Origin of the sequence: Pelomonas aquatica, assembly GCF_026712205.1 — a bacterium.
GTDB lineage: Bacteria > Pseudomonadota > Gammaproteobacteria > Burkholderiales > Burkholderiaceae_C > Pelomonas > Pelomonas aquatica.
The window spans coordinates 1-18,395 of record NZ_JAPPUW010000005.1 but is presented as its reverse complement, the minus strand read 5'-3'; the positions used below and the strand labels follow the sequence as shown (position 1 = coordinate 18,395).

Here is an 18,395-nt window from a genome sequence, read left to right as displayed (position 1 = left end):
CGGGGCACCGCCTTCGCCCAAGGAGCCCGCCATGCGGATGACCTGCACCTGCCACATCGTGCCCAAGGACGTGCTCGAACGTCTGGCCGGCGACAAGAAGCTCGCCACCGAGCTGCGTCAGGCCGCGCGCGACAGCGCCCGCATGAGCGACGGCCTGCGCGCCTTGCGCAGCCAGGCCGCCGCGCTGACGCAGCTGGCCCACGAGACCGGCTCCCACCTCGTGCAGCTGGCCGCCGCGCCCAAGATCACCGTCTACGACTGCAAGCACACCCAGACGCTGCCGGGCGCGCCGGTGGCCAGCCCCGGCGCGTCCAAGGACGCGACCGCCAAGCGCTGCTTCGCCGAGACCACCGACGTCGCCAAGTTCTACAAGACCGTGTTCGGCCGCAACTCCATCGACGACGCCGGCATGACGATGATGTCCAGCATCCACTTCGGCCGGAACTACAACAACGCGATGTGGAACGGCTCGCAGATGCTCTACGGCGACGGCGACGGCAAGCTCTTCACCGACTTCACCGGCGGCAACGACGTCATCGGCCACGAGCTCACCCACGGCGTCACCCAGCACAGCCTGCAGCTGGCCTACGCGGGCGACGCCGGCGGCCTCAACGAAAGCCTGTCGGACTGCTTCGGCTCGATGTTCCGGCAGTGGGAGGCCAACCAGGACGTCAACGCGGCCGACTGGCTGATCGGCGCCGACATCATGGGCCCGGTCGCCAAGGCCAAGGGCTACAAGGCGCTACGCAATATGGCCCAGCCCGACGACAAGGCGGCCCTGGCGGCCCAGCCCACTCAGTATTCGCAGGTCACGCCCGGCATGGACCCGCACTACAGCAGCGGGCCGCCCAACCTCGCCTTCTGCACCGCCTGCAAGACCCTGGGCGGCAAGAGCTGGGAGAAGATCGGCCAGGTCTGGTACGCCGCGCTGACAACTTCCGGTGCCCAGCCCAACATGACCATGCCGCAGTTCGCCGCCCGCACCCGCCAGCTCGCCGCGCAGAACTACGGCGCCCAGCCGGCCGTGGCCGCGGCCGTCGACGCGGGCTGGAAGAAGGTCGGCCTGTGAGGCCCCATGCAGGCTGAGGACCGCCTCGACGTCGAGCGCCTGGGCGGCCTGGCCGGCATGGGCGGGCCGGGCGGGCATATCCGCAGCACCGGCCAGTTGCTCGGCCGTGATTTGCGGGCGGCCGACCGCGAACACCTGGCCGCGCTGTTCGCCGGTGCGGCGCCACCCGCCGAGCCGCGCGGCGCGGCCGACGGCTTCCGCTACCGGCTGGCCCTGCACCGGCCGGGCGCCGCCGCACCCACGGTCATCGAGGTGCCCGAGGCCGCCGTGCCGGCCAGCGTGCGCGACTGCGTCAACGATGAATTGATCTGAGCCTCAGACGGCGCGCTCCGCGGCCGCGATCAGCCGGCTCACGCGCGACACCGACAACCCGAGCTGGCCGGCCAGCTCGGTCATCGCGACGCCGCCCTGGGTATGCGCCAGCCACAGCGCCTGCTCGCGGATGCCGCTGGCGCGCCTGAGCCACTCGGCCCAGCTTGCGCGCACGCTGCGCCGCGGCGCCGTGGCGAGCGCGCGCATGCGCGCGGCGAAGGCCGCGTCGCCGAGGAAGATCTGCTCGCGCAGCCGCCCCGGCCAGAGCTCGAAGCCCGGCTCCGACGCGACGAGGCGCGCATAGCGCTCGCCGGCCTGGCGGCGCAGCGCCGCCGTGCTGGCCCGGCGGCCCAGCAGGTGGGCATGCAGGCCGTCGACCTCCAGCCATTCGGGCGCCGCCTCCAGCCCGGCCAGCGCCCGGAAGCTCGACCCCGGCCAATCCGCCGCGCTGCGCGCCAGGCCCTCGCGCACCGGGTCGAGGTCGACATAGCGGCAAGCGTCCAGCAGATGCCGCTCGCGGTCGACCAGCACGGCGTGGAAGCGGCCCTGGAACAGCGGCCCGCCGAAGGCCCAGCGGCGCTGGTGGTGCTGGGTGTAGACGCCGTTCACATGCCGCATCAGCTGCGACAGGTTGGCGCGGCGCGTGAACAGCAGCAGCCAGTAATGCTCGGGCAGCAGCGCATAGGCCAGCGCCTGGGCGTCGAAACGGTGCAGGGCCTGGGCCAGCAGCGCGCGCATCTCGGCGTGGTCCGCCTCGTCGACAAAGGCGGCTCGCCTGCCCTCGAACGGGCAGTGGGCGCCGATCAGGTAGACCGCGCCAGCGATCTCGAGGCGAGCAGGCCGGGCCATGTGCCACCTTAAGTCGCACCGCCCGGAATGGCAAGATGGCGGCTTGACGGCCCCCTCTCACGCCATGAAGACCCACCAGATCGAAATCCAGAAGCTCAAGGCCGCCACCAACAACCTGCACGGCCAGATCGTGTTCAAGGTCGATGCGCTCGTGGCCAGCCGCGAGCCCATCGAAGGCATCGAGCCCAGCAGCCTGCTCGTCATGACCGAGCAGAACGCCCGCGTGCTGATGGCCTTGCTGAAGGCCCAGATCGCCGAATTCGACGCCAAGAAACCCAAGAGCCGCCACGGCCGCCACGGCTGAATCCAGGAATCCCATGCAGTACCCCCACTACAACCCCGAATCCGACAACCGCCCGCTGTCCGACGAGGAGCTCGACGACCTCGATGAGCTGCTGGCCGCCCTGCCGGCCGACGCGGCCATGAACATCGAGGCGCTGGACGGCTACCTCGCCGGCCTGCTGCTGACGCCCGGCCGCCCGCTCGCCGAACTGCCCGGCGAGGCCTGGCTGCCCTTCGTCTGGGGCGGCGACGGCGACCCCGACCCCGCGCCCTTCGCCAGCGGCAAGCAGCGCAAGAAGGTGGTCATGGGCGTGCTGCGGCATCTGCAGTCCATCGCCACCGCCTGGGCGCAGCGGCCGCAGGCCTGGGAGCCCATCTTCAGCTTCGCCGACGGCGAGGACGAGGACACCGAGTACGCCGATGCCGAGGACTGGGCCGCCGGCTTCCTGACGGCCGTGGCCCTGGCGCCCGACGCCTGGACGCCATGGTTCGACGGCGGCGAGACGGCGCCGCTGCTGGCCCCCATTGCCGCGCTAGGCAGCCCCGACGGCGCGCTGGCCGAAGGCTCCGCGGAAGACCGCGACGCGGCCAGTCGGCAGATTCCTGACGCCATGCTGGCGCTGTGGAAGATTCGTCAATCCGGCCGATGCCCCCCTCAAATCGGCTGACCGCTGTGCAGCGGTTTGGGCCACACTCGAAGCATGCTCCACGACCTGATCGCCGCCGCCGGCCTCGGCCTCTGCATCGCGCTGGCGATCCACATGGCCCTGCCCTACCGGGCCCGGGCCGGCGTGGACTCGCGGCTGCGCCGCCTGGGCGGCTGGCTGCAGCTGCAGATGAACCGCCTGACCGGCTGGCGCCGCCGCCAGCGCCAGACCCGCGCCGCGGCGCTGGAGGCCGAGCGCGTCATCCGCCGCGCCCGCGAGGCGGCGCTGCGCGAGCAGGGGCCACGGCCCGAGGGTGAGTGGGACGGCAACGTCTACCGCCCCAAGAGCTTCGAGAAGCCCCGGAAGCCCCACTAAAGAGCGTCAGTCGGTGGCCTGTTGCAGCCGCCACATCTCCGCGTAACGCCCGTCCCGGGCCAGCAACTCGTCGTGCCGGCCGCGCTCGACGATGCGCCCCTGCTCCAGCACGATGATCTCGTGCGCGTCGACCACCGTCGACAGCCGGTGCGCGATGACGAGCACGGTCTTGTCCTGGCCGACGGACTCCAGCTCGGCCTGGATGGCGCGCTCGTTGGTCGAGTCCAGCGCCGAGGTCGCCTCGTCGAAGATCAGCAGCGGCGGGTTCTTCAGCAGCGTGCGCGCGATGGCCACGCGCTGCTTCTCGCCGCCCGACAGCTTCAGCCCGCGCTCGCCGACCATGGTCTCGTAGCCGCCCGGCGTGGCCGCGATGAAGGCGTGGATGTGGGCCGCGCGCGCGGCGGCCTCGACCTCGGGCTGGCCGGCCCCGGGGCGGCCGTAGGCGATGTTGTAGGCCACGGTGTCGTTGAACAGCACCGTGTCCTGCGGCACGATGCCGATGGCCCGGCGCAGGCTGCCCTGCGTGACCGCGCGGATGTCCTGGCCGTCGATGCGGATGGCGCCGCCGTCGATGTCGTAGAAGCGGTAGAGCAGCCGCGCCAAGGTGCTCTTGCCCGAACCGCTGGGGCCGACGACGGCGACCTTGCGGCCGGCCGGGATCTCGAAGCTGACGCCGTGCAGGATGGGCCGCGCCGGGTCGTAGGCGAAGCGCACGTCGTCGAACACGACATGCGCGCCCTGCACCTGCAGCGGCGCCGCGCCGGGCGCATCGGCCACCTCACGCTCGCGGTCGAGCAGGCGGAACATCTTCTCGATGTCGGTCAGGCTCTGCTTGATCTCGCGGTAGATCACGCCGAGGAAGTTCAGCGGGATGTAGAGCTGGATCATGAAGGCGTTGACCATGACGAGGTCGCCCAGGCTCATGCGGCCGGCGACGACGCCCTGCGTGGCCCGCCACAGCATCAGCACCAGGGCCGCCGCGATGATGAGCTGCTGGCCGGTGTTCAGCAGCGACAGCGTGGTCTGGCTCTTCAGCTGGACGCGGCGCAGCCTCTCCAGGCTCTCGTCGTAGCGGCGCGCCTCGAAGTCCTCGTTGTTGAAATACTTCACCGTCTCGTAGTTCAGCAGCGAGTCGATGGCCTTGCTGTGGGCCACCGAGTCCAGCTCGTTCAGCGTGCGGCGGAACTTGGTGCGCCACTCGGTGACGACGACCGTGAATGCGATGTAGACGACCAGCGCCGCGACGGTGATGCCGGCGAACCAGGCATCGAACTTCACGCCCAGCAGCGTCAGCACCAGCGCCACCTCGATCAGCGTCGGCACGATGCTATAGAGCGAGTAGCTGATGAGGGAGTGCACGGCCCGCGTGCCGCGCTCGATGTCACGCGTCATGCCGCCAGTCTGGCGCTCCAGATGGAAGCGCAGCGACAGGTCGTGCAGGTGGCGGAACACCTGCAGCGAGATGCTGCGCGCCGTGCCCTCGGTGGCCTTGGCGAAGATCAGCTCGCGCAGCTCGGTGAACAGCGACGTCGACAGCCGCAGCCCGCCATAGGCCAGCAGCAGGCCCAGCGGCACGACGAGCAGGGCCTGCGGCGCGCCGGGCTTCAGGTCGAGAGCGTCGATCAGGTGCTTGAGCAGGATGGGCACGCCCACGTTGCACAGCTTGGCGCCCACCATGAAGGCCAGGGCCAGCGCGACGCGCCAGCGGTAGCGCCACAGATAGGGCAGCAGGCGGCCGACGGTGCCCCAGTCGCCGCGCGGCGCGGGGGCGGTGCCGGGCAGCGGCAGGGATGATGCTGAAGTGGAGGAACGCAACGCGGCAGGCCCGAAAATGGAGTTCAACGACGGATTGTCACAAGTGACCACCATGACCCAGGATTCAAGCCCCCCTCAACCCCAGGCCGGCCAGCGCGAGCTCGTGCTGCGCGTGATGCCCATGCCCGCCGACTCCAACGCCAACGGCGACATCTTCGGCGGCTGGATCATGGCCCAGGTGGACATCGCCGGCTCCATCCTGCCGGCGCGCATCTCGCGCGGGCGCGTGGCCACGGTGGCCGTCAACGAATTCATCTTCAAGCAACCGGTCTCCATCGGCGACCTGCTGAGCTTCTATGCCACGGTGACCCGCGTCGGCCGCACGTCCATCACGGTGCATGTCGAGGTGATGGCCGAGCGCGACCCCGAGAACCCGCACATCGTCAAGGTGACCGAGGCCAACCTGACCTATGTGGCCATCGACCTGCAGGGCAAGCCCAGGCCGCTGGCGATCTGATCCGCCAACGCCTCGGCCCACAGGGCATAGCCCGCCGGGCTGGGGTGGAAGCCGTCCTCAGCCATCAGTGCCGCCGCATTGCTCTGCATTTCCTCGGGCAGATGCAACACGCGGCGCGATGCCTGGCCGGCCACGGACGACGTCAGGGCCGCATTGAAGCGCGCCGCCTGGCGGCCGAAGAACCAGCGCAGCGGCTGGGGCAGCAGCGGGAATTGCTGCATCGGCGGCGCTGCGCAGTGCACGCTCAGGCGCACGCCGGCGCGCTCGGTGGCCAGGGCGTGGATGCGCTCCAGCGCCGCCAGTGCCTGCAACGGCGCGACCCGGTCGACGACGTCGTTGACGCCCAGGGCCGTGACCAGCACGTCGGCCGGCGCGAGCTCGGTGGCGGCCAGCGCCGCGAGCGCCTGCTCGCTGCTGTGGCCGCTGGTCGCGACGAGCTGCCAGCCCACCGGTCGGCCCAGCCGCGCGGCCAGCGCCTGCGCGAGGCGGCCGGCCAGGGCCTCGTCCTGGTGCGCGGCGCCCACGCCGGCGGCCGAGGAGTCGCCGACGATCAGCAGGCGCAGCGCCGAGCCCTCGGCCGTGCGCGGACCGGCCGCCTCGGGCAGGCGCAGCGCGGTCGCACGCACGCGCCGCCCCTGCCAGAGCAGCAGCGGCCCCAGCAGGAGCTCGGGCGTCACTGGAACTTGGAGAAGTCCGGCGCGCGCTTCTGGAAGAAGGCCTGGAAGGCCTCCATCGCCTCAGGCGCGCGCAGCCGGGCGCCGAAGACCTCGGCCTCACGCGTGATGGCCGCCTTGACGGCCTCGCGCTGCGGGCCGCGGATCAACTGCTTGCTGTCGCGCACGGCGCCCGGGGCCAGCGTGTTGAAGCGCTCGGCGATGCGGCGCGCGTGGTTCAGCACCTCGCTGCCCGGCAGCACGCGGTTGGCGATGCCGCATTCCACGGCCTGCTCGCCGGTGAAGGGGTCGCCCAGCAGCAGCTTCTCGGCCGCGCGACGGTTGCCGACGAGCTGGGGCAGCACGACGCTGGACGCGAACTCGGGCACCAGGCCCAGGGCCACGAAGGGCATGGCCAGGCGGGCGTCGTCGGCAACGAAGACGAAGTCGCAGTGCAGCAGCATGGTCGTGCCGATGCCGATGGCCGCACCGGTCACGGCCGCGACGACGGGCTTGCCGCAGTCCGCCAGCGCATGCATGAACTGGAAGGCCGGCGCGTCCTCGCCACGCGGCGGGCCGGCCATGAAGTCTTCCAGGTCGTTGCCCGACGTGAAGATGCCGGGCTGGCCGGTGATGAGCACCGCACGCACCGCGGGGTCGGCATCGGCGGCGCGCAGCGCCTCGGCCATGCTCAGGTACATCGCCTGGGTGATGGCGTTCTTCTTCTCGGGGCGGGCGATCTCGAGGGTCGCGACGCCGTTGAGCGTGTAGCTCTTGATGGTCATCGGGGTCTCCGGTTCAGGCCGTGGCGGTCTTCGACTGGAACTGGGTCCAGTGGTTGGCCAGGTGCATCAGATGGGCTCGCTCGTACTGCGGCTTGGTCAGCTCGCCGTAGGCGAAGTGGGGCCGCAGTGTGCCCTGGAAACTGGCGAAGGCCTCCATCGCGTCCAGCAGGCGCTGCACCGAGGTCTTCAGCGTCTGCGATGCATCGAGCGCGGGCGCGCCGGGGATGGGCTCGTCCAGGCTGTGGCTCATCGCGCCGCGCGCATTGAAGACGGCGAAGGCCGCCGAGCCGATGCTGGAGCGGAACCAGGCGCCCTTGAGCGCCGGGAAGCCCTGCATCGAGAACTCGACGCTCTGAGCCAGATGCTGCAGCACCTGGCTCAGGTTCCAGGGGCTGCCCTGCACGACCTTCTCCGTGAACAGCAGCTCCAGCACGGCCTGCTGGCCGGCCTTCCAGCTCGTGAAGGTCTGCAGCTCGCCGGAACAACCAGCGAGAGGCGCCGCGAGCAATACCGAGGAGGCCTGGAGCACGCGACGCCGTTTCATGAGGGTCAAAGCCTTTCGAAGATGCCCGCCGCGCCTTGACCGGCACCGACGCACATCGTCACCATGCCATATTTCCCGCCGGTGCGGCGCAGGCCGTGGATGACCGAGGCCGCGCGGATGGCACCGGTGGCGCCCAGCGGGTGGCCCAGCGCGATCGCGCCACCGTTCGGGTTGACCTTGGCACGGTCCAGTTCGAAGCCCTTGCTGTCCAGGTCGTTCAGCACGGCCAGCGACTGCGCGGCGAAGGCTTCGTTCAGCTCGACCCAGTCCAGGTCCTTGGCGCTGATGCCGGCGGCCTTCAGCGCGGCGGGGATGGCTTCGATGGGGCCGATGCCCATGATCTCGGGCGGCACGCCGCGCACGGCGAAGGACACGAAGCGGGCCAGCGGCGTCAGGTTGTAGCGCTTCAGCGCGGCTTCGCTGACGATCAGCAGGCCGCCCGAGCCGTCGGACGTCTGCGAGCTGTTGCCGGCCGTCACGCTGCCCTTGGCGGCGAACACGGGCTTGAGCCTGGCCAGGCCTTCGAGCGAGGTGTCGGGGCGGGCGCCTTCGTCGAGCTTGACGGTGCGGGTCTTGACGTTGACCGTGCCGTCGGCCAGGTTGGGCGTGCGCTCGACGACGTCGAAGGGCGTCATCTCGGCGTCGAACCAGCCGGCCTGCATGGCGGCCACGGCGCGGCGGTGCGATTCCACCGAGAACGCGTCCTGCGCCTCGCGGCTGATCTTCCACTGCGCGGCGACCTTCTCGGCCGTCAGGCCCATGCCGTAGGCGATGCCGATGTTCTCGTCCTTCTCGAAGATCAGCGGCGACAGGCTGGGCTTGTTGCCGCCCATCGGGATCATGGACATGGACTCGACGCCGCCGGCGAACATCACGTCGGCCTCGCCGACACGGATGCGGTCCGCGGCCATCTGCACGGCGGTGATGCCGGACGCGCAGTAGCGGTTGATCGTCACGCCGCCGATGGTGGGGCCCAGGCCGGCCAGCACCGAGGCCACGCGGGCGATGTTCATACCCTGCTCGCCTTCGGGGAAGGAGCAGCCGACGATGGCGTCTTCAATCGCGGCCGGGTCCAGGCCCGGAGCCTGCGCCAGCACGGCCTGCATGACCTTGACGAGCATCTCGTCGGGGCGCGTGTTCTTGAAGTAGCCGCGGCCGCTCTTGCCGATGGGCAGACGGGTGGCGGAGACGATGTAGGCGTCTTGGACTTGCTTGCTCATGACTTTTCCTTTCAAGCCTGGGGCTTCTCTTTGGGCACCCAGGCCCAGACAAATTCACACTCGATCGGCTCGATGCCGGCTTCGTCGATCACAGTGACGGCAACGCGCACTTCGCCCTTGGTCTCGCTCGCCATGCTGGCACGCTGGGCCTCGGTCAGATGCGCGCGGGCGACGAGGCCGCCGGTGGCGCGCTTGCGGAAGTTCACCTGCAGCGACTTGCACAGCGGCAGGCAGTCGTCGCGCACATTCATGCCCACCACCATGCCGGTGGCCGTTTCGGCCAGCAGCGACATCGCGGCCGCATGCACGCCCTTGATGTGGTTCTGCACGGGGCGGCGGTTGGCCACGCGGATCTCGCTGCGCTCAGGGGTGAGCGCGACGAAGTCCAGCGCCGCCGTGCCGGTGAAGGGCACGGCGCGGCGCAGCGCGAAGTTGCGCGCGGCGCCCCGCAGCGGGCCGGGCAGGCCGTCCAGCTTTGCGAGGGTGCGTTGAAGCCGGTTCACGACGATGGACCTTAGTTGCGAACGGGCTTGCCGGTCTGCAGCATGCCCATGATGCGTTCCTGGGTCTTGGGGTTGTCGAGCAGCGCGCAGAAGTGCTTGCGCTCCAGCGCCATCAGGTATTCCTCGGTGACGAGGGAACCCGCCTCGACCTCGCCGCCGCAGACCACGTCGGCGATCGCCGCGGCCAGGTGGTAGTCGTGGGCGCTGACGAAGCCGCCGTCGCGCATGTTGGCGACCTGGCCCTTGATCGTCGCGATGCCGCTGCGGCCTGCGACCGGGAACAGCGCCTTGTGCGGCGGGCGGTAGCCGGCCTCGAACATGCCGATGGCGGTGGCCGTCGCGACGTACAGCAGCTCGTCCTTGTGCGGCACGATGATGTCGCTGTCGAGCAGGAAGCCGTTCTTCTTCGCCTCGTGAGCCGAGGTCGCGACCTTGGCCGTGGCCGCGGTCAGGAAGCCGTCCTTCAGGAAGCTCAGGATGTCGGCGCCGGCGTTGCCGGCCGCGGCCATCTCGGCGGCGCGGCGGGCGATATAGGTCAGGCCGCCGCCGCCAGGCACCAGGCCCACGCCGACTTCGACCAGGCCCACATAGCTCTCGACATGCGCGACGCGGCGCGCGCAATGCACGGCCAGCTCGGCGCCACCGCCCAGGGCCAGGCCGCGCATCGCGGCGACGACCGGCACGCTGGCATAACGCAGGCGCAGCATCATGTCCTGCAGCTTCTTCTCTTCCGGCGCGATGCCCTTGCTGCCCATCTTCATGAAGACGGGCATCAGGCTCTCGAGGTTGGCGCCGGCCGAGAACACGTCGTCCGGGCTCCAGATCACCAGGCCCTGGTAGTCGGCCTCGGCGATCTCGACGGCCTTGAGCAGTCCCTCGGTGACGGCCGGGCTGATCAGGTGCAGCTTGGCGGTGATGGAGGCGATGACGACCTTGCCGTCCAGCGTCCAGACGCGCACTTCGTCGTTCCTGAACAGCTCGGTGCCCGACTTCAGCGGGTCGGCCGCGCCGGTGCCCAGCAGCGATTCGCGGAAGGCCTGGCGGGCGTAGACCGGCAGCTCGCTGCGCGGCTTGAACTTGCCCTCGGCGGCGCTCCACGAGCCTTGCGGCGTGTGCACGCCACCGGCCTCGGCGACGGGGCCTTCGGTGACCCATGCCGGCAGCGGCGCGCTGGACAGGGTCTTGCCGTCGGCGATGTCGGCCGCGATCCACTCGGCGACCTGCTTCCAGCCGGCGGCCTGCCACAGCTCGAACGGCCCCTGCTGGCTGCCGAAGCCCCAGCGCATCGCGAAGTCGATCTCGCGGGCCGTGTCGGCCACGGTGTCCAGATGCACGGCGGCGTAGTGGAAGCCGTCGCGCAGGATGGCCCACAGGAACTGGGCCTGCGGGTTGGTCGATTCGCGCAGCAGCTTCAGGCGGTCGGCCGGGGCCTTCTTCAGCATGCGGGCGACGATCTCGTCGGCCTTCTTGCCGCCGGCGACGTAGTCACCGGTCGCGAAGTCCAGGCGCTGGATGTCCTTGCCGACCTTCTTGTAGAAGCCGGCGCCGGTCTTCTGGCCCAGCGCGCCCTTCTCGATCAGGCCGGCCAGCACCTTGGGCGTGGCGTAGGTCGAGTAGAACGGGTCGTCCTTCAGGTTGTCCTGCATCGTCTTGACGACGTGGGCCATGGTGTCCAGGCCCACGACGTCGGCGGTGCGGAAGGTGCCCGACGACGCACGGCCCAGTTTTTTGCCGGTCAGGTCGTCGACGACGTCCACGCTCAGGCCGAACTTCTCGGCCTCGATCATCGTGGCCATCATGCCGGCGATGCCGACGCGGTTGGCGACGAAGTTGGGCGTGTCGTGGGCGCGCACGACGCTCTTGCCCAGCGACGTGGTCACGAAGGCTTCGAGCTGGTCGAGGATTTCGGGCTGCGTGGTCGGCGTGTTGATCAGCTCGACCAGCGCCATATAGCGCGGCGGGTTGAAGAAGTGGATGCCGCAGAAGCGCGGCTTGATCGCCTCGGGCAGCACTTCGGAGAGCTTGGTGATCGACAGGCCCGAGGTGTTCGAGGCCACGATGGCGTGCGGGGCGACGAAGGGCGCGATCTTGGTGTAGAGGTCGAGCTTCCAGTCCATGCGCTCGGCGATGGCCTCGATGATGAGGTCGCAGCCGCGCAGCACTTCGAGGTGCTCTTCGTAGTTGGCCTGCTGGATCAGCGCAGCCTCGGCGCCGTCGCCCAGCGGTGCGGGCTTGAGCTTCTTCAGGCCGTCGACGGCCTTGCTCACGATGCCGTTCTTGGCGCCTTCCTTGGCGGGCAGGTCGAACAGCACGACCGGCACCTTGCAGTTGACGAGGTGGGCCGCGATCTGCGCGCCCATCACGCCGGCGCCGAGCACGGCGACCTTGCGGACTTGGAATCGACTCATGGGGTGTATCTCCTAAGGGTGTTCAATTCACTCGACGCGAACCCAGGTCTGGGTGCGGCCGAACAGGGGGGCGCCGATGTAGCCGCGCACCTCCAGCTTCTTGCCGCCCTCCACGGGCTTCAGGCGCGTGCGGTAGGTCTGGCCATCATTGGGGTCAAGGATCTCTCCGCCGCCCCAGACCCCATCACCCTGGGCCTTGATGCCGCGGATGATCTGCAGGCCGACGACGGGCTTGTCCTTGCGGTCGTCGCTGCACTTGTCGCATTTGCCGTCGGCGGGGTCCTTGGGATCCAGCAGCTTCTCGATGCTGCCGACGATGGTGCCCGCCTGTTCGCTGATGCGGACCAGCGACTTCGCGGTTTTGCCGTCGTCGTCAATGGTCTTCCACAGGCCCACGGGTGTGGTCTGCGCGAACGCAAACGCGGGCAACAGCAGGGCAGCAGCGAACAGGGATTTCATCGGGCGTGTCCTTGGTCAGAGCGGGCGGGTCAGAAGAGCGCCTCTTCCATGGCCATCAGCGGCGCCAGGCCTGCGCGGCAGCTGCGGATCAGCGACGCCGTCTCGGGCAGCAGCTTCGCGAAATAGAAGCGCGCCGTCGCCAGCTTGGCCGTGTAGAAGGGGTCGCCGCCGTCCTGCTTGGCCAGCGCGATCTTGGCGGCCTGGGCGAAGAAATAGGCGAAGGTCATGTGGCCGACCACGCGCAGGTAGTCCACCGCGGCGGCGCCGACTTCGTCGGGGTTGCCGAAGGCCTTCATGCCGATTTCCTGCGTCAGCTTGTTGACCTTGTCGCCCAAGTCGGCGAGCGGGTTCACGAACTCCTGCATGGCCTCATTGGTGCCTTCCTCCTCGATGAAGGCGGCGATCTTCTTGCCGAACTTCTTCAGCGTGGCGCCGTTGTTGCCCAGCACCTTGCGGCCCAGCAGGTCCAGCGACTGGATGGTGTTGGTGCCCTCGTAGATCATGTTGATGCGTGCGTCGCGCACGAACTGCTCCATGCCCCACTCGTGGATGAAGCCGTGGCCGCCGAAAACCTGCATGCAGTGCGACGTGGCCAGCCAGCCGTTGTCGGTGATGAAGGCCTTGATGATGGGCGTCAGCAGCGCGACTTCGGCGTCGGCGTCCTTGCGCTCGTCCTCGTCATCGCTCTTCAGCGCCTTGTCGAGCTGCAGCACCGTGTAGGCCTGCAGCATGCGGCCGCCCTCGGCGAAGGCGCGGGCCGTCAGCAGCATCTTGCGCACGTCGGGGTGGACGATGATGGGGTCGGCCGGCTTGTCCGGCGCCTTGGGGCCGCTCAGCGCGCGCATCTGGATGCGGTCCTTCGCATAGGCCACGGCGTTCTGGTAGGCCACCTCGGTCAGGCCGAGGGACTGGTTGCCGACGCCCAGGCGCGCCGCGTTCATCATGACGAACATCGCGGCCAGGCCCTTGTTGGGCTCGCCGACCAGCGTGCCGGTGGCGCCTTCCAGCACGATCTGCGCGGTGGCGTTGCCGTGGATGCCCATCTTGTGCTCCAAGCCGGCGCAGAAGATGCCGTTGCGGCTGCCGAGGCTGCCGTCGGCGTTCACGTTGAACTTCGGGCAGATGAACAGCGAGATGCCCTTGGAGCCCTGCGGCGCGTCCGGCAGGCGGGCCAGCACCAGGTGGACGATGTTCTCGGCCATGTCGTGCTCGCCGGCCGAGATGAAGATCTTGGCGCCGGTGATCTTGTACGTGCCGTCGGCCTGGGGCTCGGCCTTGGTGCGCAGCAGGCCGAGGTCCGTGCCGCAGTGCGGTTCGGTCAGGCACATCGTGCCGGTCCACTCGCCGCTGGTCAGCTTGGGCAGATAGGTGGCCTTCTGCTCGGGCGTGCCGTGGGCGTGCAGGGCCTCGTAGGCGCCGTGGCTCAGGCCGGGGTACATCGTCCAGGCCTGGTTGGCCGAGTTCAGCATCTCATAGAAGAACTGGTTCACCAGGTGGGGCAGGCCCTGGCCGCCGAAGTTCGGGTCGCAGCTCAGCGCCGGCCAGCCGCCCTCGACGTACTGCTGGTAGGCCTCCTTGAAGCCCTTGGGCGCGGTCACCTCGTGGGTGGCCTTGTCGAGCGTGCAGCCTTCGGCGTCGCCGCTGAGGTTGATGGGGGCGATGACCTCGGCAGCGAACTTGCCGCCTTCCTCGAGCACCGCGTTGATCGTGTCGGCGTCGATGTCCTCGTGGCCGGGCAGCATCTTCAGCTCGTCGACGACGTTCAGCAGCTCGTGCATGACGAACTGCATGTCACGCATGGGCGGGGTGTACTGGGGCATCGGGGACTCCTGGAACAGTCTTGGGTGGGGTGAATCGGGTCAGCGCCGGGTGGCGCCGATCTTGGGAGGCTTGCGCGCGCCGTCGACCTGCAGACCAGCCGGCGTCGCATAGAACTGGATGGTCCGGTCGAAACCGAGGCCGGCCCGCGCGAGCGCGCCGGGGCTGCGCATGAAGCGCGCGTCGTGGTGCAGGGACAGGATCAGACCGTGCAGCTCGAAGACGATCTGGTCGACGTCCGCGCCGGCCTGCAGATGGCCCTCGTCGAGGGCCAGCACGATGGCCTTGTGCAGGGCCGCATGCCAGGCCTTGACCATGCCGACCAGCGCGTCGCGCACGGGGCCCGGCCGGTCGTCGAACTCGACGGCGCCGCTGATGTAGATGCAGCCCGAGTCCACCTCGACCGACACGCGGCGCACCCAGCGCTCGAACATCGCGCGCAGCCGCGGCAGGCCGCGCGGCTCGCGGATGGCGGTGAAGAAGACTTCCTCTTCGAACTTGGCGTGATACTCGGTCACGACGGCGATCTGCAATTCCTCGCGCGAGCCGAAGTGGGCGAAGACGCCCGACTTGCTCATGCCCGTCACGTCCGCCAGCGCGCCGATGGACAGGCCCTCCAGCCCCATATGCGACGCCAGGCCCAGCGCCGCCTCGAGGATGGCGGCGCGGGTCTGCTGGCCCTTCTGCAGCGAGCGCGCGACGCGCACGGGCTTGACCACGCGCAGCGAGGCAGCTTTCTTGGCGGAAACGGGCAGCGAGGACACGGCGCGAAACGGTGAGAGAGGGCAAGGAATAAAACGAACGATCGTTCTATTTTGCAGTTCGCTCGTGTGACGGCGCCAGCTTCACCGAGCGATTTCTAGGGTGATGCGCCTAATACTGCCGACCGACCTAGGGATGACCCCTAGACCTCGGCCGTCACGGTGGCACGCTTGAGCGCTGGCCCGGTTCTCGCTAGGCTTCGGGCACAGCAACGACGGTGAACTGCCCGTGGATGTGCTCCAGCTCGATGTCTCCGGCCGACCCCAGGCCTGGATCACGACCCGCGAGGCCGCGGTCATCTACGCCTGTGACGGCGTCGCCTGGACGCTGGGCGACCCCTGCCAGGTGCTGCGCGGCGGCTGGCAGCGCGTCAGCGGGCGGCAGTCGCGCATCGAGGTGCACCCCATCATCGCCGTGCGCGGCGCAATGCCCAGCCGGGCCTGGCGCCAGGCGCCCGCGCTGACCAACGGCAAGCTCTTCGTGCGCGACCGCTTCATCTGCGCCTACTGCGGCCACCGCGCCCTGCCCGAGGACCTGACGCGCGAGCACATCCAGCCCACGTCGCGCGGCGGCCAGGACAGCTGGATGAACTGCATCACCGCCTGCCGCCCCTGCAACGGCCGCAAGGGCAGCCGCCTGCCCGAAGAGGCCCATATGAGCCTGCTCTACCTGCCCTATGTGCCCAGCCTGCACGAAGACATGATCCTGCGCGGCCGCCGCATCCTGGCCGACCAGATGGAGTTCCTGCTCGCCAGCGTGCCGCGCTCCAGCCGCCTGCACGGGTAAAGAGTTGTAGAGGCCCGGGGGGCGGTCAACGGCGAGACAATCGCACCCGTTGGGCTGCTGTCGTGCCCTAGGAGTCATCCATGTCCAAACTCATCACTTCCCTCTCCGTGGCGGCCGCGCTGGTGCTGTCGGCCTGCTCGACGACCAGCCCCGACGTCATCCAGCGCGGCGACGCGCAACGCCTGTCCCAGGTCCAGGACGCCACCGTGCTGAACGTGCGCCCCGTCACCGTGGACGGCTCGCAGAGCGGCATCGGCGGCGTGGCCGGCGGCGTCACCGGCGCCATTGCCGGCAGCACGGTCGGCGGCCGGCGCGAGGGCCAGGTGGTCGGCGTGCTGGGTGCCGTGGCCGGCGCCGTCATCGGCAATGCCATCGAGCGCTCCACCACGCGCGAAGAAGCGCTGGAAATCATCGTCCAGCTGCGCAACGGCGAGCGCCGCTCCGTCATCCAGGCCAAGGGTGCCGAGACCTTCAACAACGGCGACACCGTCATCCTCGTGACGACCGGCGGCAAGACCCGCGTGACGCGCGCGCCAGCCGTCGCGCCGGCGGCCTCGGCCAGCAACGGCTGAGGCAGGCGTCGAAGGCCACCCGGCATGCCGGCCGGATGGCATGACGGCAGGCGCCGCACCGGACAATGGCGGGCTCTGGCCCGCCATTTCTGCTTCCACACCCGATGAACGAGACCGACGAACCCCTGTACGAGCCCCGCCTGTGGCGCGACCACGGCTGGACCGCCCAGGTCATCAAGAACGAAGACGACGAGGGCTGGGCCGTCGCGATGTTCAAGGACGGCGAGAGCGAACCGGCGCTGGTCGGACCCTGGACCATGGGCCGCGACAAGAAGAACCCCAAGCCGCTGGACTCGAACGCCTTCAACACGCTGGTGAAGACGGCCTCCGAGGTGATCCGCCGCCACGAACAGCAGCTGCACGCCCAGCTCAACAAGACGCTCTATGTCGCACGCGACGGCGCCTGGCTGAAGCTCACGCTGGAGATCGTGCCCGCCGAGGACGATCCCTATGCCTGGCTGCGCGCCTTCGACGCGGCCGGCGAGCCGCTGGCCCAGGTCAAGGTGGCGGCCGGCTTCAGGTTCACGCAGTCCGCCGCCGAGGCCTGGGTCGATGCCGGCTTCGAGCGCCCGGCGGGCGCGGACTGAGAACCTGTTCAAGGCCTCCCCATGGTGCCCGCAAGGCATCCCCGGGCCGCAATCAAGGCGCACGCCGCCGGCCAGGCTCATGCCTGGCCAAGGTGGGCAACGCAGAGTGCGGCCCGGGGATGCCTTGCCCTTCGGGTTGCCCCGCAAAAACAGCGTCTGCGGCGTTGCAAATCCTCGCCGGGCACCCAGCCCGTCTCCGGTTTGCGCCTTGCAGCCCCTGCTTTTGCGGGGCAACGGGCGCCATGGGGAGACCTTGAACAGGTTCTGACAATTCCAGGTCCGATTGCGGCCAGACGCCACGCAACGCCCCCTGAAGAATCGCGTGCATCCCACCACGGAGCACGCCATGTCCTTTCGCATCACCGGGCTGTCCGCCCAGTCCTTCGCCCATCTCTTCGGCCTCGGCGACGCCGAGCTCGCCCGCGAGGGCGCCATCCGCCTGCCGACCCGGCCCGGCGATGCCCATCCCGACCGCATCGAGCTCAGCGACGCCCTGCCGGGCGAGACGGTGCTGCTCGTCAACCACGAGCACCAGCCGGCCCACACGCCCTACCGCTCGCGCCACGCCGTCTTCGTCCGCGAGCGTGCCGGTGCGCCCTTCGACGCCGTCGACGAGGTGCCCGCCGCGCTGCGCCGGCGCCTGCTGTCGCTGCGCGCCTTCGACGCCGCCGGCATGATGGTCGACGCCGACATCGTCGACGGCACGGCCATCGAGGGCCTCATCGAGCGTCTGCTCGCCCGGCCCGAGGTCGACTACATCCACGCCCACTTCGCGCGCCGCGGCTGCTATGCGGCGCTGATCCGGCGCGCCTGAATCAGGCCCCGCCCCTCATCGCCTGCCAGTCGCCGCGCAGCAGCGACAGCGCATGGCAGTCCACATACTCGCCGCCGACGAAGATGATGCCGCGCTGGATGCCCTCGTGCTTGAAGCCGCATTTCTCGGCCACGCGCCGCGACGCATGGTTGTGCACGGACATGCCACAGGACAGCCGGTTCACCGGCCAGTTCTCGAACAGGTAGTCCACCAGCAGCGCGGCGGCCTCGCTGGCCAGGCCCTGGCCGCGCATCGCGATGTCGGCCATGGTCCAGCCGATCTCGCGCGCCGTCGTGTAGCGGGCCGCGGCGAAGTGCACCACGTCGCCGATGACGCTGCCGTCGACGAGATGGCAGATCAGCAGCCGCTCGGCGTCCTCGCCGGAGAAGCCGTTGTCCTTCCAGCGCTGCTCCACCGTGTGCGGCGTCATCATGCGCGTGCCCATGAAGGGGCCGCGGATCTGCGGGTCGCCGGTGGTGCGCTTCAGCCAGGGCAGGTCTTCCTCGGTCACATGGCGCAGGCCGACGCGCTGTCCTCTGAGCATGGGCTCGTCCTCTCATCGAGTAGGGTGAGGGGTCGCCCCCTCAGCCCTCTCACACCACCGGACGTGCGGGTCCGCATCCGGCGGTTCAAGTAAAACGCTGGAGTTGCTGGTGGGTATCCACCAGCGAGACCAGC

The 18,395-nt window shown here is 69.5% G+C and carries 22 protein-coding genes; 10 read left to right on the top strand and 12 right to left on the bottom strand.

The genetic code is table 11. From position 1 onward, the window contains the following. The first annotated feature begins 31 nt into the window (after positions 1–31). On the top strand, positions 32–1,069 hold the full coding sequence (locus NYP07_RS06370) for a M4 family metallopeptidase (RefSeq protein WP_268148594.1): 1,038 nt from the start codon (positions 32–34) through the stop codon (positions 1,067–1,069). A gap of 6 nt (positions 1,070–1,075) precedes the next feature. Continuing rightward, on the top strand, positions 1,076–1,381 hold the full coding sequence (locus NYP07_RS06365) for a protealysin inhibitor emfourin (RefSeq protein ID WP_268148592.1): 306 nt from the start codon (positions 1,076–1,078) through the stop codon (positions 1,379–1,381). A gap of 3 nt (positions 1,382–1,384) precedes the next feature. Here the strand turns inward: NYP07_RS06365 and NYP07_RS06360 are convergent, their stop codons facing one another. After that, entirely contained in the window at positions 1,385–2,230 is an 846-nt protein-coding gene (locus NYP07_RS06360) for a transposase (protein ID WP_268148590.1), read from the bottom strand. Between the two features lie 64 nt (positions 2,231–2,294). Between NYP07_RS06360 and NYP07_RS06355 the strand changes: the two genes are divergently transcribed. From NYP07_RS06355 to NYP07_RS06345, 3 genes are read left to right on the top strand one after another with little or no spacing between them, the layout of a single operon-like run. After that, the gene (locus tag NYP07_RS06355; protein ID WP_268148588.1) at positions 2,295–2,534 is read left to right on the top strand and encodes a hypothetical protein; all 240 of its coding nucleotides are present in this window, start codon (positions 2,295–2,297) and stop codon (positions 2,532–2,534) included. 13 nt (positions 2,535–2,547) lie between these two features. Continuing rightward, complete coding sequence (locus NYP07_RS06350) at positions 2,548–3,180, top strand: UPF0149 family protein (protein WP_268148586.1); 633 nt, start codon at positions 2,548–2,550, stop codon at positions 3,178–3,180. A 33-nt stretch (positions 3,181–3,213) separates the two neighbouring features. Continuing rightward, positions 3,214–3,534: a hypothetical protein gene (locus tag NYP07_RS06345; protein ID WP_268148584.1), complete on the top strand. Its 321-nt coding sequence runs from the start codon at positions 3,214–3,216 to the stop codon at positions 3,532–3,534. Positions 3,535–3,540: 6 nt separating this feature from the next. On the opposite strand, the gene NYP07_RS06340 is transcribed toward NYP07_RS06345, so the two are convergent. Then, the gene (locus NYP07_RS06340) at positions 3,541–5,349 is read right to left on the bottom strand and encodes an ABCB family ABC transporter ATP-binding protein/permease (RefSeq protein WP_378990403.1); all 1,809 of its coding nucleotides are present in this window, start codon (positions 5,347–5,349) and stop codon (positions 3,541–3,543) included. A gap of 52 nt (positions 5,350–5,401) precedes the next feature. On the opposite strand from NYP07_RS06340, the gene NYP07_RS06335 reads away from it, so the two are divergent. After that, positions 5,402–5,806 (top strand): acyl-CoA thioesterase, encoded by a 405-nt coding sequence (locus NYP07_RS06335; protein WP_268148582.1) that lies wholly within the window; start codon positions 5,402–5,404, stop codon positions 5,804–5,806. On the opposite strand, the gene NYP07_RS06330 is transcribed toward NYP07_RS06335, so the two are convergent. From NYP07_RS06330 to NYP07_RS06290, 9 genes are read right to left on the bottom strand one after another with little or no spacing between them, the layout of a single operon-like run. Then, entirely contained in the window at positions 5,758–6,483 is a 726-nt protein-coding gene (locus NYP07_RS06330; protein WP_268148580.1) for an SGNH/GDSL hydrolase family protein, read from the bottom strand. The two genes, NYP07_RS06335 and NYP07_RS06330, sit on opposite strands and share 49 nt — an antisense overlap. Next, positions 6,480–7,244 (bottom strand): enoyl-CoA hydratase, encoded by a 765-nt coding sequence (locus NYP07_RS06325; protein ID WP_268148579.1) that lies wholly within the window; start codon positions 7,242–7,244, stop codon positions 6,480–6,482. The genes NYP07_RS06330 and NYP07_RS06325 overlap by 4 nt, the downstream gene beginning before the upstream one ends. Before the next feature lie 13 nt (positions 7,245–7,257). Continuing rightward, positions 7,258–7,788: a DUF1569 domain-containing protein gene (locus NYP07_RS06320; RefSeq protein WP_268148577.1), complete on the bottom strand. Its 531-nt coding sequence runs from the start codon at positions 7,786–7,788 to the stop codon at positions 7,258–7,260. A 5-nt stretch (positions 7,789–7,793) separates the two neighbouring features. Continuing rightward, positions 7,794–9,008: an acetyl-CoA C-acyltransferase gene (locus tag NYP07_RS06315; protein ID WP_268148575.1), complete on the bottom strand. Its 1,215-nt coding sequence runs from the start codon at positions 9,006–9,008 to the stop codon at positions 7,794–7,796. 11 nt (positions 9,009–9,019) lie between these two features. Further along, positions 9,020–9,511 carry a DUF4442 domain-containing protein gene (locus NYP07_RS06310; protein ID WP_268148573.1) on the bottom strand — a complete coding sequence of 164 codons (492 nt, stop codon included), beginning with the start codon at positions 9,509–9,511 and terminating at the stop codon, positions 9,020–9,022. Positions 9,512–9,522: 11 nt separating this feature from the next. Then, positions 9,523–11,919 carry a 3-hydroxyacyl-CoA dehydrogenase/enoyl-CoA hydratase family protein gene (locus NYP07_RS06305; RefSeq protein ID WP_268148571.1) on the bottom strand — a complete coding sequence of 799 codons (2,397 nt, stop codon included), beginning with the start codon at positions 11,917–11,919 and terminating at the stop codon, positions 9,523–9,525. A 27-nt stretch (positions 11,920–11,946) separates the two neighbouring features. After that, the gene (locus NYP07_RS06300) at positions 11,947–12,378 is read right to left on the bottom strand and encodes a DUF2147 domain-containing protein (RefSeq protein WP_268148569.1); all 432 of its coding nucleotides are present in this window, start codon (positions 12,376–12,378) and stop codon (positions 11,947–11,949) included. Between the two features lie 29 nt (positions 12,379–12,407). Further along, positions 12,408–14,198: an acyl-CoA dehydrogenase C-terminal domain-containing protein gene (locus NYP07_RS06295; protein ID WP_268148567.1), complete on the bottom strand. Its 1,791-nt coding sequence runs from the start codon at positions 14,196–14,198 to the stop codon at positions 12,408–12,410. Positions 14,199–14,237: 39 nt separating this feature from the next. Further along, complete coding sequence (locus tag NYP07_RS06290; RefSeq protein WP_268149005.1) at positions 14,238–14,951, bottom strand: TetR/AcrR family transcriptional regulator; 714 nt, start codon at positions 14,949–14,951, stop codon at positions 14,238–14,240. 235 nt (positions 14,952–15,186) lie between these two features. Between NYP07_RS06290 and NYP07_RS06285 the strand changes: the two genes are divergently transcribed. The 4 genes from NYP07_RS06285 to NYP07_RS06270 all read left to right on the top strand — a co-directional run bounded on the left by NYP07_RS06285 (position 15,187) and on the right by NYP07_RS06270 (position 17,717). Then, positions 15,187–15,744, top strand: a complete 558-nt coding sequence (locus tag NYP07_RS06285; RefSeq protein ID WP_268148565.1) for an HNH endonuclease — start codon at positions 15,187–15,189, stop codon at positions 15,742–15,744. Positions 15,745–15,824: 80 nt separating this feature from the next. After that, complete coding sequence (locus tag NYP07_RS06280; protein WP_268148563.1) at positions 15,825–16,316, top strand: outer membrane lipoprotein; 492 nt, start codon at positions 15,825–15,827, stop codon at positions 16,314–16,316. Between the two features lie 104 nt (positions 16,317–16,420). Beyond that, positions 16,421–16,903 (top strand): hypothetical protein, encoded by a 483-nt coding sequence (locus NYP07_RS06275; RefSeq protein ID WP_268148561.1) that lies wholly within the window; start codon positions 16,421–16,423, stop codon positions 16,901–16,903. Between the two features lie 346 nt (positions 16,904–17,249). Beyond that, positions 17,250–17,717, top strand: coding sequence for a DUF1203 domain-containing protein (locus NYP07_RS06270; protein WP_268148559.1), 468 nt, complete (start codon positions 17,250–17,252; stop codon positions 17,715–17,717). A 1-nt stretch (position 17,718) separates the two neighbouring features. Here NYP07_RS06270 and NYP07_RS06265 read toward each other — a convergent pair whose 3' ends face one another. Beyond that, positions 17,719–18,261 (bottom strand): GNAT family N-acetyltransferase, encoded by a 543-nt coding sequence (locus NYP07_RS06265; protein ID WP_268148557.1) that lies wholly within the window; start codon positions 18,259–18,261, stop codon positions 17,719–17,721. Positions 18,262–18,395 lie beyond the last annotated feature (134 nt).